The sequence below is a fragment of the Bradyrhizobium sp. 14AA genome (assembly GCF_054185205.1).
This window is the reverse complement of the sequence record NZ_JAVAYM010000007.1, coordinates 294,312-306,540: the sequence shown is the minus strand read 5'-3', so window position 1 is coordinate 306,540 and position 12,229 is coordinate 294,312. Positions and strand designations below refer to the sequence as shown.

General features: G+C 65.3%; 11 protein-coding genes. 6 read left to right on the top strand and 5 right to left on the bottom strand.

The window, feature by feature from the left end; translation table 11 throughout:
* The first annotated feature begins 38 nt into the window (after positions 1-38).
* A complete protein-coding gene (locus tag RAD15_RS16190; RefSeq protein ID WP_458179079.1) occupies positions 39-701 on the top strand; it encodes a class I SAM-dependent methyltransferase in 663 nt (220 codons plus the stop codon).
* A 4-nt stretch (positions 702-705) separates the two neighbouring features.
* On the opposite strand, the gene RAD15_RS16185 is transcribed toward RAD15_RS16190, so the two are convergent.
* The 3 genes from RAD15_RS16185 to tpiA all read right to left on the bottom strand — a co-directional run bounded on the left by RAD15_RS16185 (position 706) and on the right by tpiA (position 3,786).
* A complete protein-coding gene (locus RAD15_RS16185; RefSeq protein WP_458179077.1) occupies positions 706-2,337 on the bottom strand; it encodes a CTP synthase in 1,632 nt (543 codons plus the stop codon).
* A 167-nt stretch (positions 2,338-2,504) separates the two neighbouring features.
* Positions 2,505-2,891, bottom strand: coding sequence for a preprotein translocase subunit SecG (gene secG, locus RAD15_RS16180; RefSeq protein ID WP_458179075.1), 387 nt, complete (start codon positions 2,889-2,891; stop codon positions 2,505-2,507).
* A gap of 139 nt (positions 2,892-3,030) precedes the next feature.
* Positions 3,031-3,786 (bottom strand): triose-phosphate isomerase, encoded by a 756-nt coding sequence (gene tpiA / locus RAD15_RS16175; protein ID WP_458179132.1) that lies wholly within the window; start codon positions 3,784-3,786, stop codon positions 3,031-3,033.
* A 221-nt stretch (positions 3,787-4,007) separates the two neighbouring features.
* On the opposite strand from tpiA, the gene RAD15_RS16170 reads away from it, so the two are divergent.
* From RAD15_RS16170 to moaC, 4 genes are read left to right on the top strand one after another with little or no spacing between them, the layout of a single operon-like run.
* Positions 4,008-5,906 carry a SurA N-terminal domain-containing protein gene (locus RAD15_RS16170; RefSeq protein WP_458179073.1) on the top strand — a complete coding sequence of 633 codons (1,899 nt, stop codon included), beginning with the start codon at positions 4,008-4,010 and terminating at the stop codon, positions 5,904-5,906.
* Between the two features lie 17 nt (positions 5,907-5,923).
* The gene (trpD, locus tag RAD15_RS16165) at positions 5,924-6,937 is read left to right on the top strand and encodes an anthranilate phosphoribosyltransferase (RefSeq protein ID WP_458179071.1); all 1,014 of its coding nucleotides are present in this window, start codon (positions 5,924-5,926) and stop codon (positions 6,935-6,937) included.
* A gap of 7 nt (positions 6,938-6,944) precedes the next feature.
* Positions 6,945-7,766: an indole-3-glycerol phosphate synthase TrpC gene (gene trpC / locus RAD15_RS16160; protein WP_458179069.1), complete on the top strand. Its 822-nt coding sequence runs from the start codon at positions 6,945-6,947 to the stop codon at positions 7,764-7,766.
* A gap of 1 nt (position 7,767) precedes the next feature.
* Positions 7,768-8,286, top strand: coding sequence for a cyclic pyranopterin monophosphate synthase MoaC (moaC, locus tag RAD15_RS16155; RefSeq protein ID WP_458179067.1), 519 nt, complete (start codon positions 7,768-7,770; stop codon positions 8,284-8,286).
* A 6-nt stretch (positions 8,287-8,292) separates the two neighbouring features.
* On the opposite strand, the gene RAD15_RS16150 is transcribed toward moaC, so the two are convergent.
* Positions 8,293-8,457 (bottom strand): Flp family type IVb pilin, encoded by a 165-nt coding sequence (locus RAD15_RS16150; RefSeq protein WP_458179065.1) that lies wholly within the window; start codon positions 8,455-8,457, stop codon positions 8,293-8,295.
* A gap of 311 nt (positions 8,458-8,768) precedes the next feature.
* Between RAD15_RS16150 and RAD15_RS16145 the strand changes: the two genes are divergently transcribed.
* Entirely contained in the window at positions 8,769-11,489 is a 2,721-nt protein-coding gene (locus RAD15_RS16145) for a bifunctional diguanylate cyclase/phosphodiesterase (protein ID WP_458179063.1), read from the top strand.
* Here the strand turns inward: RAD15_RS16145 and RAD15_RS16140 are convergent.
* Positions 11,486-12,097 (bottom strand): RNA polymerase sigma factor, encoded by a 612-nt coding sequence (locus RAD15_RS16140; protein ID WP_458179061.1) that lies wholly within the window; start codon positions 12,095-12,097, stop codon positions 11,486-11,488. The genes RAD15_RS16145 and RAD15_RS16140 overlap by 4 nt on opposite strands.
* Between the last annotated feature and the right edge of the window lie 132 nt (positions 12,098-12,229).

Sequence of the window (12,229 nt, the reverse complement as noted above, 5' to 3'; positions counted from 1 at the left end):
CTGATCTTTCGAGGCGCAACCAAGATGCCGGAGTGCACATGCCCAACGATTTTCTCTCGTTCTTCCTGTCCTGGATGTCGTCCCCGCGCCGGGTCGGCGCAATCGCACCATCGGGCGCGGCACTCGCAGATCTGATCACGCGCGAGATCAGCGCATCGACCGGCCCGATCCTCGAGCTCGGCCCCGGCACCGGCGCGTTCACCTACAAGCTGCTGAAGCGCGGCGTGCGTCAGGAAGACCTCACGCTCATCGAGTACGGCTCGGACTTCATGAAGCTGCTGCAGATGCGCTTTCCCGGCGCGCGCGTGCTGTGGATGGACGCAGCGCGGCTTGCGGCGGAGCGCCTCTATGACGGCGCGCCCGTCGGCGCCGTGGTGAGCGGCCTGCCCCTGCTCAACATGTCGACGCGCAAGGTGATCTCGATTGTCGGCGGCGCCTTCAGTCACGTCCGCCCCGGCGGCGCATTCTACCAGTTCACCTATGGGATGAGCTGCCCCATTCCGCGGCCGGTGCTCGACCGGCTCGGCCTGCGCGCAACGCTGATCGATCGCGCGATGCTGAATATCCCGCCCGCCGCCGTCTACAAGCTGACGCGGAGGCCGCAGATGACCCTCGTCGCGGGCTCGCGGGCGCCTGACGCTTCAGCGCCGGTCGCTCGCGACGCAATGCATCGCGAGCACGACTTCACCGTGACGCCTTAGGAAATCAGACCAGCCGGCTCTGCACCATCGCCGCCTGGATAAAGGAGGCGAACAGCGGATGCGGCTCGAAGGGGCGCGACTTCAGCTCGGGGTGGAACTGGACGCCGATGAACCAGGGGTGATCCTCGTACTCGACGATCTCCGGCAGCACGCCGTCGGGCGACAGGCCCGAGAATTTCAAGCCGTGCTGCTCGAGGCGGTCCTTGTAGGCGGTGTTGACCTCGTAGCGATGACGGTGGCGCTCGGAAATCTCGGTCGCGCCGCCATAGACCTGCGAGACGCGGCTGCCGCGACCGAGCGCGGCGGGATAGGCGCCAAGCCGCATCGTGCCGCCGAGGTCGCCGGCCTGCGAGCGCTTCTCGAGCTCGTTGCCGCGCAGCCATTCCGTCATCAGGCCGACCAGCGGCTCCTTGGTGGGACCGAACTCGGTGGAGTTGGCGTCCTCGATGCCGACGAGGTTTCGCGCGGCCTCGATCACCGCCATCTGCATGCCGAAGCAGATGCCGAAATACGGCACGTCGCGCTCGCGCGCGAACTGCGCCGCCCTGATCTTGCCTTCGGCGCCGCGCTGGCCGAATCCGCCCGGCACCAGGATGCCGTTGACGTGCTCGAGGAACGGCGCCGGATCTTCCTTCTCGAAGATCTCGCTCTCGATCCAGTCCAGATTGACCTTGACCTTGTTGGCGATGCCGCCATGCGAGAGCGCCTCGATCAGCGACTTATACGCATCCTTCATGCCGGTGTATTTGCCGACAATGGCGATGGTGACGTTGCCCTCGGGATTGCGGATACGCTCGTTGATCTGGTGCCAGCTCTTGAGCACCGGCGGGATGCGCGATTCGATGCCGAAGGCGGCGAGCACTTCGTCGTCGAGTCCTGCCGCGTGATAGGCTTCAGGCACGGCATAGATGCTGTCGGCGTCGCGGGCCTCGATCACGGCGCTCTCGCGCACGTTGCAGAACAGACCGAGCTTGCGCCTCTCTTCCTTTGGAATCTCGCGATCGGTGCGGCAGAGGAGGATGTCCGGCTGGATGCCGATCGAGCGCAGCTCCTTCACCGAGTGCTGCGTCGGCTTGGTCTTCAACTCGCCGGCGCTCGGAATGTAGGGCAGCAGCGTCAGGTGAATGTAGATGGCATGATCGCGCGGCAGCTCGTTCTTGAGCTGGCGGATCGCCTCGAAGAACGGCAGGCCCTCGATGTCGCCGACAGTGCCGCCGATCTCGACCAGCACGAAATCGTAGTCATCGTTGCCGGAGAGGACGAATTCCTTGATGGCGTTGGTGACGTGCGGAACCACCTGGATGGTCGCGCCGAGATAATCGCCACGGCGCTCCTTGGTGATGATGTCCTGGTAGATGCGCCCGGTCGTGATGTTGTCCTGCTTTGTCGCAGGCCGGCCGGTGAAGCGCTCGTAGTGACCGAGATCGAGATCGGTCTCCGCGCCGTCATCGGTCACGAACACTTCGCCGTGCTGATACGGCGACATCGTTCCGGGATCGAGGTTGAGATAGGGGTCGAGCTTGCGGAGGCGGACCTTGTAGCCCCGGGCTTGCAACAGGGCACCGAGTGCCGCTGAAGCCAGACCCTTGCCGAGCGAAGAAACCACGCCGCCGGTGATGAATATGTACCGCGCCATGGGACTTAACCTCTAATCCCTCGAATTCGATTCGCCAAAGCGATTCGTATTCCGCCCCAAAGATTTTGCGGGCCTGTGGGTGAGCCAGAAACGAAGAGTGGTGACAGTGTCTTGATGGGGATAGTTGATGCAGGACGGTAGCAGCCGCCCTGCATGGCCCCCCTGCTTTATTGCGAGCGCGGCACCTGGGGACCGCTCGGCGCCGGAGCCTGCTGCTGTTCGTCGGCCTTCTTGAGCGTATCCAGGATGCCGCCCGATGTCGGCGGCGCGATCGGCGATCCGCCGGCCGGCTGGGTCTGCGACGCCGGCGTGCCAATGATTGACGACGGCGCCCGGCTGTAGCCCGCATGCCAGGACAGGAACATGCTGGTAAGGAAGAAACCCGCCGCCAAAATCGCGGTGGTCCGCGTCAAGAGGTTCGCGGTGCCGCGGCTCGACATGAAGCCCGCGCCGCCGCCCATGCCGAGACCGCCGCCTTCCGACTTCTGGAGCAGGACGGCGCCGATCATGACGGCGACGATCATGAGGTGGATGACGATGACAACGGTCTGCATAGTGTCCTTCCGTCACAAGCGGGCGGCGCCTGACGGCGGCCGATCGCGCTTCGCGGGGTTTTCCTGAAGTTGCGCGGTGTTACACGATCGGAAGGGGCATTGCCACCCCCGATCGGCCCGGCACAACAGTTTGGCTTAGCTAGGGGCAGCCCTTGGCAATCGCAAGGAAATCGGCCGCTTTCAGGCTGGCCCCGCCGACCAGCGCGCCATTGACGTTCTTGACCGCCATCAGCTCGGCCGCGTTCGAGGGCTTGACCGAGCCGCCGTACAGGATCCGCATCCTGGCGCCGTCAGCCTTGAACCGGGAGGTCAGGAACTCCCGGATAAACCCATGAATTTGCTCGACATCCTTCGCCGTCGGGGTCAGGCCGGTGCCGATCGCCCAGACCGGCTCATAGGCCACGACCAGATTCGCGGCCGTGGAACCGTCGGGCAGCGAGCCATTGAGCTGGCCGCGCAGGATGTCGAGCGTCTGGCCGCCATCGCGCTGGCCTTGCGTCTCGCCGATGCAGACGATCGCGGTGACGCCGGCCCGCCAGGCGGCTTCGGCCTTTTGCCGCACCAGGGCGTCGCCCTCGCCGTGATCGGCGCGGCGCTCGGAATGGCCGACGATGATAGCGGTCGCTCCCGCGTCAGCCAGCATTTCGGCGGCGATATCGCCGGTATGGGCGCCGGAGGCCTTGGGATGGCAATCCTGGGCCCCCACTGCGACCTTCTTGCCGCCCGCCTTCTCGGCGAAGGCCGCGATCAGGGTCGCCGGCGGGCAAACCAGCAGGTCAGCCTTGCCTGCCACGTCTGCCGCGCCGTTGAGCATGGCGTCAAATTCGGCAGCCTGGCCCCTCAGGCCGTTCATTTTCCAGTTGCCGGCGATCAGCGGTCGGATGGCGTCGGTCATGTTAATTTCCAGCAAAATGAGGTTTGTGCATGCGCTAGCAGAGGAGCCGCGGCAGTTCCAGAGACCGAAGGCGCTTAACCGCAGCTTCGACACCCCGTGACCTGAGGTTGCGGGGGAAAAGCCGCCACTTTATGATGCCATATCAATTTGGTGACGCGCTTTTGCGGAATCTGCATTAAGACGCGCTCCCGTTCCCCTCCTGACCAAACAAGTTGGACCAAATGCTTCGAGGAATGCGCAAGGCCTCATCAAACTGGCTCGGCAAGACCATTATGGCCGTCGTGATGGGCGTGTTGATCATCAGTTTCGGCGTTTGGGGCATCGCCGACATCTTCAAGGGCTTCGGCCAGTCCACGGTGGCCAAGATCGGCCGTACCGAGATCTCGCTGAACGAATTCCGCCAGATCTATACGGACCGCCTGCAACAGATCAGCCGCCAGTTCGGCCGTCCGCTGACGCCCGACCAGGCGCGCGCCTTCGGCCTCGACCGCCAGGTGCTGCAGCAGGCGATCGCGGAAGCTGCCCTCGACGAAGAGGCGCGCCGGCTCGGGCTCGGCCAGTCCGACGAGCAGATCCGCCAGGTCATCATGAACGACCCCAACTTCAAGGGCGTCGGCGGCAGCTTCGATCCGAACCGCTTCCAGTCCGTAATCCGCAATTTCGGCTACACCGAGCAGCGCTACGTCTCAGAGCAGCGCAAGGTTTCGCTGCGCCGGCAGATCACCGGCACGATTGGCGCCGGCCTCGAACCGCCGAAGGCGATGATCGACGTGCTGACCCGCTTCCAGAACGAGCAGCGCTCCATTGAATTCGTCAGGCTGGACGCAGCTCAGGCCGGTCAGATCGACGCGCCCTCGCCCGAAGCGCTCGCCGCCTATTTCGAAGACCACAAGGTCCAGTTCCGCGCGCCCGAGTACCGCAAGATCGCCTTCGTTGTGGTCTCGCCGGAAGACATCGGCAAATGGAGCGAGGTCTCCGACGAGGACGCCAGGAAGGTGTTCGACCAGCGCAAGGACCGGCTCGGCACGCCGGAGAAGCGCAAGATCCAGCAACTCGTATTCCCCAATGCGGCCGACGCGCAGGCTGCCCGCGACCGCATCGTCGGCGGGATGTCGTTCGAGGACCTCGGCAAGGAGCGCGGGCTAAGTGCCTCCGACGTCGACCTCGGGCTCGTGACCAAATCCGCGCTCGACTCCGCGGTCGGGAATGCTGCATTCGCGCTTCCGGCCGGTGAGATCAGCCAGCCGATCCAGGGCGCTCTCGGCACCTCCATCGTCAAGGTCGAGAAGATCGAGCCGGGCGCTGAGGCCGACTTTGCGAAGGTTGCCGGCGACATCAAGCGCGAGATCGCCACCGAGCGCGCGCGCGTCAAGGTCGCCGATCTCCGCGACAAGATGGAAGACGAGCGCGGCGGCGGCTCCAGCGTGATCGACGCGGCGCAGAAGCTCGGCCTCACCGCCGTGACCATCGACGCCGTCGACCGCTCCGGCCGTACCCCGAACGGCCAGCAGGTCGCCAACATCCCGCAGGGCCTCGACGTCGTATCGCAGGCCTTCAACACCGACGTCGGTGTCGACAACGACTCGATTTCGTTCAAGGGCGGCTATGTCTGGTACGACGTGCTTGCCATCACGCCCTCGCGCGACCGCAATCTCGACGAGGTCCGGGACCAGGTCGAGGCGCGCTGGCGTCAGGACCAGATCGCCGCCAAGCTGAAGGCCAAGGCGACCGAGATGGTGCAGAAGCTCGAAGCCGGCGGCAAGCTCGCCGATGAAGCGGCCGCGATTGGCGCCAAGGTCGAGACCGCGACCGGCTTCAAGCGCGACGACTCGCCCGCCAGCGTGCCCGCGACCGTCGTGGCTGCCGCCTTCCGCGCCGTCAAGGACGGCGTCGGGCAGACGCCGGTCACCGGCGGCACCGAGGTGATCGTCTTCCGCGTCACCGATATCGTCGATCCCCCGGTCGACGCCGCCTCCGACGCGATCAAGAAGCTGAAGGACAGCCTCGACCGTGCGCTGACCGAGGAGCAGGTCGCATCCTACGTCAACAAGCTTGAAACCGACATCGGGACCACCATTAATCAGGCCGCCTTCGCGCAGGTGACGGGCGCGAACCAGTAGACAGTTGAAAGCACGCGATGGACGACCTGAAATCGATCATTGGAAAAGTGGCGACCGGCGCCAGCCTGTCGCGTGACGAAGCGGCTTCCGCCTTCGACGCCATGATGTCCGGCGAGGCCACGCCCTCGCAGATGGGTGGCCTGCTCATGGCGCTCAGGGTCCGCGGCGAGACCGTGGACGAGATCACCGGCGCGGTTTCGGCGATGCGCTCCAAGATGCTCATGGTCGACGCCCCCGCGGAAGCCGTCGACATCGTCGGCACCGGCGGCGACGGCTCGGGCTCGGTGAACGTCTCGACCTGTGCATCCTTCATCGTCTCGGGCACCGGCCTGCCGGTGGCCAAGCACGGCAACCGTGCGCTGTCGTCGCGCTCGGGTGCCGCCGACGTGCTGGCTTCGCTCGGCGTGAAGATCGACCTCAGGCCCGATCAGGTCGGCCGCTGCGTGCGTGAATGCGGCATCGGCTTCATGTTCGCCCCCGCTCACCACCCCGCCATGAAGAACGTCGGCCCGACCCGGGTCGAGCTTGCGACACGCACGATCTTCAATCTGCTCGGCCCGTTGTCCAACCCGGCCGGCGTGAAGCGACAGATGGTCGGCGTATTCTCCAGGCAATGGGTGCAGCCGCTGGCGCAGGTGCTGAAGAACCTCGGCTCCGAATCCGTCTGGGTGGTGCACGGTTCCGACGGCCTCGACGAGATCACCCTCACCGGCCCGACCTTCGTCTCAGCGCTCCACAATGGCGAGATCCGGAATTTCGAGGTGACGCCGGAGGACGCCGGCCTGCCGCGCTGCGAGGCCGGCGCGCTCAAAGGCGGTGACGCCGATGCCAATGCGATCGCGCTGCAGAGCGTGCTCGACGGCAAGCCGAGCCCCTACCGCGATGTCGCGCTGATCAATGCCGCCGCCGCGCTGGTCGTGGCCGGACGCGCCAAGGACCTCAAGGAAGGCGTTGCGATCGGCGCAAAGTCACTCGACAGCGGCGCCGCCAGCGCGCGGCTGAAGCACCTGATCGCCGTCTCCAACAGCTGAGCCTGGAATGTCGGACATCCTGACCAAGATCGAAACCTACAAGCGCGAGGAGATCGCGGCCGCCAAGCGCGCGCAGCCGCTCTCGGCGGTCGAAGCGATGGCCAAGGCGCAAGGGGCACCGCGCGGCTTCGTGCGCGCGATCAAGGCCAAGCATGCCGACGGCGGCTACGCGCTGATCGCGGAGGTCAAGAAGGCCTCGCCGTCGAAGGGACTGATCCGGGCAGATTTCGATCCGCCGCAGCTCGCCAGGGCCTATGAGGCGGGCGGCGCCGCCTGCCTGTCGGTGCTGACCGACACGCCCTCGTTCCAGGGCCATCTCGACTTCATGGTGGCCGCGCGCGCGGCGACGTCGCTGCCTGTGCTGCGCAAGGACTTCATGTTCGACACCTACCAGGTTGTCGAAGCCCGCGCGCACGGCGCCGACTGCATCCTGATCATCATGGCAGCACTCGACGATGCGGTCGCCAGGGATCTCGAGGACGCCGCGCTCGCCTATGGCATGGACGTGCTGATCGAGATCCACGACCGCGCCGAACTCGACCGCGCACTCAATCTCCGCTCGCCGATGATCGGCGTCAACAACCGCAATCTGCGCACCTTCGAGACCACGCTCGCGACCAGCGAGGCCTTGGCGCCGCTGATCCCTAGCGAACGGCTGATGGTCGGCGAGAGCGGCATCTTCACGCCCGCAGATCTTGCCCGGCTCGAACGCGTCGACATGTCGACCTTCCTGGTCGGCGAAAGCCTGATGCGACAGGCCGACGTCACCGCAGCGACGCGCACATTGCTGGCGCGCGAGAGTGCGGCACGCGCGACGGGCACGCGCTGAGATGGCGCGCAAGCCGTCCAAGACGAGGCCCGCCAAGACCAAGGCCGCCCCTGCCCTCACCCATATCGGCGCCTCCGGCGAGGCGCGGATGGTCGACGTGTCGGACAAGCCCGCAACCGAGCGGCTCGCGGTCGCCGAAGGGCACGTCGTCATGACCAAGTCGACGCTCGACCTGATCGTTTCAGGCAATGCCAAGAAGGGTGACGTGCTCGGCACCGCGCGCATCGCCGGCATCATGGCCGCCAAGCGCACCTCCGAGCTGATCCCGCTCTGCCATCCGCTCGCGCTGTCGAAGGTCACGGTCGACATCGAGCCCGACGCAAAGCTGCCGGGCTGCCTCGTCCGCGCCAGCGTGAAGGTCACGGGCCCGACCGGCGTCGAGATGGAAGCGCTCACCGCGGTGTCGGTCGCCTGCCTCACCATCTACGACATGATCAAGGCGGCCGAGCGCGGCGTGCGCATCGAGGGCATCCATCTCGTCGAGAAGCTCGGCGGCAAGTCCGGCCATTACCGCGCCTGATCGCCGCTACTTCAGCGACGTGCTGATCGAGGTGAATTTGCTGTTGAGCTTGGTGCCCATGCCGTTCACGACGGTGATGATCGCCAGCGCGATGCCGGCCGCGATCAGGCCGTATTCGATCGCGGTCGCGCCGCGCTCGTCGGCAAGGAAGTTCTTCAGGATGCTTTTCATCGTCGGGTCCTCTCTGTTCGTTGGCAGGCATGTTCGCAAATCACGTGCCAATTGCGGCTCGAGGATCGCCAACGCCTTAGATGGTTAAGCGTTGGTTGATCGGTGCATGACCGGCAGGAATTGACCGGCATCGCGGGAGCTTCCGGCAATTCCTGCACGTCTTGCATCCCGCACATCGATTGCCTTTGTGCGCGGCTGTTCATGTCGCATTAACCGCGCTTCCTAACTTCGCCTCCACACCGTTCCCGTAAACCAACGGATGTTTTGAGGATCAAGAATTGATCCTGGCGTGTGCACGGCAATGACCCAGCATGATGACGAGATTCGGCAGTCGCCTCTTTGACCAGGCCTTCGTGCGCAGCGGACCTATCCGCTGGCTGGTGGTGGGCGGCACGCTTCTGATCGCGGCGATCGCGGTCGGCGCCACACTGATGGCGCAGAATTTCCGCGAGCGTGCGCTGCGCAACTCCGGCCGCGAGCTGGAAAACACCGTGCTGCTGCTCGCCCATCATTTCGATCAGCAGTTGCAGGATTTCGCGGTCATCCAGAAAGACTTCGTGGATCACGTTCGCACGACCGGCGTCGCCACCGCAGAGGACTATCGCAGGCGCCTCTCGGGTCAGGACGTCCACCGGATGCTGCGCTCGAAGATCGAGGCCCTGCCTTACATGGGCGGCGTCAACATCATCGATGCCGACGGCAATTTGATCAATTCATCGACGGCATGGCCGGCTCCGAAAGTGAATGTTGCCGATCGCGCCTATTTTCGCTCTTTCAAATACGATCCCTATTCGCCTGATATCCTGATCGAGCCGCTCCATAGCCGGATCTCCGGCGCCTGGACCATCCTGATCGTGCGCAGGATCGTCGGACCGAACGGCGAATTCATGGGCGTCGTCGGACGCGGCATCGAGCCCGCCAATTTCGAGAAGTTCTTCGCCTCCGTCGTGCTCGGCGAAGGCGCGACGATCTCGATGCTGCATCGGGACGGCACGCTGCTCGCGCGCTATCCGCATTCCAGCGAGCTGATGGGCCGGAATTTCAAGACCGGCTCGTTCGAGCAACAGAGGGTCTTCGGGCTCGACCGCTTTGCCGGTCGCTTCATGAGCCCCGTCGACGGCGAAGACCGGCTGATCTCCTCGCACGCCCTTCCGCACTTTCCGATCCTGATGATGGCCACCACGACACGCGCGGCGGCCCTGACGGACTGGCGCGAGCAGATCGGCATCCTGATCTCGGTCGCCGCCTCTTCCGCGCTCGCCATTGCGGGCGTGCTGATCGCGATCGTGCGCAAGCTTCTCGAGCAGCACCGACTTTCGCGGGAACGGCTGACGCTGGAAAAGCTGCGACTCGACCGGGCCGTCAACAACATGACGCAGGGCCTCCTGCTGTTCGACGCCGAGCGGCGGCTCGTGGTTTGCAACCAGCGCTACATCGAGATGTACGGACTGTCGGCCGATACCGTGAAACCCGGCTCCAGCTTCCACGAAATCATCGCCCATCGCAAGACGACCGGCTCGTTCACCGGCCATGTCGACGACTATGTCGCGCGCGTGCTGCACGACATCCATGCGCGCAACTCCATGGTGGTCGACACCGCCGATGGCCGCTCGATCCACATCGTCAACGAACCGCTTGCGGACGGCGGCTGGGTGGCGACGCACGAGGACATCACCGAGCGCCGGCGCATCGAGGAGCGCATCACCCATCTCGCTCATTACGACGCGCTGACCGACCTTCCCAACCGCGCCATGTTCCACGAACACCTGCGCGAGGAGCTGGCCGCCATCGTCGATGGCGAGGAGCTCGCGGTGCACTACATCGACATCGACGAGTTCAAGGGCGTCAACGACGCGCTCGGGCATCTGGTCGGCGACGAGCTGTTGAAGTCGGTCGCGCAGAGCCTGCGCCGCTGCGCGGGCCCGATGGACTTCGTGGCGCGGCTCGGCGGCGACGAATTCGCCATCGTACAGAGCGCAGTGACGTCGCTGGAGCAGATCAGTGAGCTCGTTGCGCGGGTCTTCGCGGCCATTCGTACGCCGTTCGACTGCATGGGCCATCATCTCACCACGGATGCCAGCATCGGCATTGCGCTGGCACCGAGACAGGCGACCGCCCTGGACCAGATCCTGAAGAACGCGGACATGGCGATGTACGCCGCCAAGTCCGCCGGGCGCCACACCTATCGCTTCTTCGAGCCGGAGATGGACGCCAAGGTCCGCGAGCGGCGGCAACTCGAGATCGATTTGCGCCACGCCATCGCGCATGGCGGTCTCGAGGTCTACTACCAGCCCTGCCTCGGCCTGAAGGACGACCGCATCACCGGCTGCGAGGCGCTGGTGCGCTGGCGCCATCCCGAGCGCGGCATGGTCTCGCCCGCCGAGTTCATCCCGATCGCCGAAGACACCGGGCTGATCAACGAGATCGGCGAGTGGGTGCTGGCGACCGCCTGCCGGGACGCAGCGAGCTGGCCCGACGACATCCGCCTCGCCGTCAACGTCTCGCCGGTGCAGTTCAAGAGCAGCACGCTGGCCCTGAAGATCATGGCGGCGCTCGCGGCCTCCAATCTGCCGGCGAGCCGGCTCGAGCTCGAGATCACCGAGGCGGTGCTGATCCGCGACGACGACACCGCGCTCGCCATCCTGCATCAGCTCCGCGCCATCGGCGTGCGCATCGCGCTCGATGATTTCGGCACGGGCTATTCCTCGCTGAGCTATCTGCACCGCTTCCCGTTCGACAAGATCAAGATCGACCGCTGCTTCGTCGAGGACATCGCCGGCCCCGACGGCTCCGCCAGCATCGTGCAGGCCGTCGTCAATCTGGCGGCCGCCCGCCGCATGACCACGACGGCCGAGGGCGTCGAGACCGAGGAGCAGCAGCGCCTCTTGCGCGCGCTCGGCTGCTCCGAGATGCAGGGCTATCTGTTCAGCGCCGCGAAGCCCGCCGACAAGATGCTGGAGCTGTTCGCGCTGCATCGCAGCCGGCTGGCGCAGCGCGGCGGCGAAGAAGGCCGCAGGCGCGAGGCTGGCTAGCGCGGCCCCCGGTTGTCCGCGCAGCGGCATTCCCAGAAGCTTTCCTCGAGACACACAATGCATGTCTGCTCGAGACGCTCCCTCAGAGCCTGTCGCGCCCGATGAAGGCGGACAGTCAGGTTGTTCACGGTCACTCCGAGATCGGCTGCGACCTGCTCCCGCGCCTCGCCGGCGAGATCCACCCGTCTGATGACTTCGGCGTGTTCTGGCTTCAGCAGCGACAGATGGGCATGAAGGCATTCGCAGACCGCGGAATTCGCCGCGGCATCCTGGTCCGCTGCCAGACGATCGTTGAGCTCGTGCGGGAATGACATCTCCCGCGTTCTGCTCTTCGATGTCTGGCGATGGAAATCGGCGATCGTGGTCGCCAGGACCCTGCTCAACCAGCCGCGCACAGAGTCCGCATCACGAATGTCGCCGGATCGCTCCAACGCGCGCAACATGAACGCCTGGAGCACCTCCTCGGCTTCCGCCCTTCCGCCGAAGCGTCGTTGCAGATAGCTACGGAGGCGATCGTAACTCCCGACGAGGGCAGCACGAACAATTGCCTCCTGCGCTTCCAGGGACCCCGTCGTCGGCGGCGGCAGCATTTCGTTCGGCGATTTCATGACGCATCGTCCTTGCATGACATTCGGCAGATCACTTCGTTGGCGCGGCAACGCGTCAAACCGGCCCCCCCGCAAGAGCGGCGGGCTCGAACATGGATCACGAGGGATCACCGCTACGGCGGCGCTCACGCG

Coding starts and splice junctions, on each gene's coding strand:
- trpC (WP_458179069.1), top strand. CDS start 6,945: ATGTCGGACATCCTGACCAAGATCGAAACCTACAAGCGCGAGGAGATC.
- moaC (WP_458179067.1), top strand. CDS start 7,768: ATGGCGCGCAAGCCGTCCAAGACGAGGCCCGCCAAGACCAAGGCCGCC.
- secG (WP_458179075.1), bottom strand. CDS start 2,891: ATGCAGACCGTTGTCATCGTCATCCACCTCATGATCGTCGCCGTCATG.
- RAD15_RS16140 (WP_458179061.1), bottom strand. CDS start 12,097: ATGAAATCGCCGAACGAAATGCTGCCGCCGCCGACGACGGGGTCCCTG.
- RAD15_RS16170 (WP_458179073.1), top strand. CDS start 4,008: ATGCTTCGAGGAATGCGCAAGGCCTCATCAAACTGGCTCGGCAAGACC.
- RAD15_RS16185 (WP_458179077.1), bottom strand. CDS start 2,337: ATGGCGCGGTACATATTCATCACCGGCGGCGTGGTTTCTTCGCTCGGC.
- RAD15_RS16150 (WP_458179065.1), bottom strand. CDS start 8,457: ATGAAAAGCATCCTGAAGAACTTCCTTGCCGACGAGCGCGGCGCGACC.
- tpiA (WP_458179132.1), bottom strand. CDS start 3,786: ATGACCGACGCCATCCGACCGCTGATCGCCGGCAACTGGAAAATGAAC.
- RAD15_RS16190 (WP_458179079.1), top strand. CDS start 39: ATGCCCAACGATTTTCTCTCGTTCTTCCTGTCCTGGATGTCGTCCCCG.
- trpD (WP_458179071.1), top strand. CDS start 5,924: ATGGACGACCTGAAATCGATCATTGGAAAAGTGGCGACCGGCGCCAGC.
- RAD15_RS16145 (WP_458179063.1), top strand. CDS start 8,769: ATGATGACGAGATTCGGCAGTCGCCTCTTTGACCAGGCCTTCGTGCGC.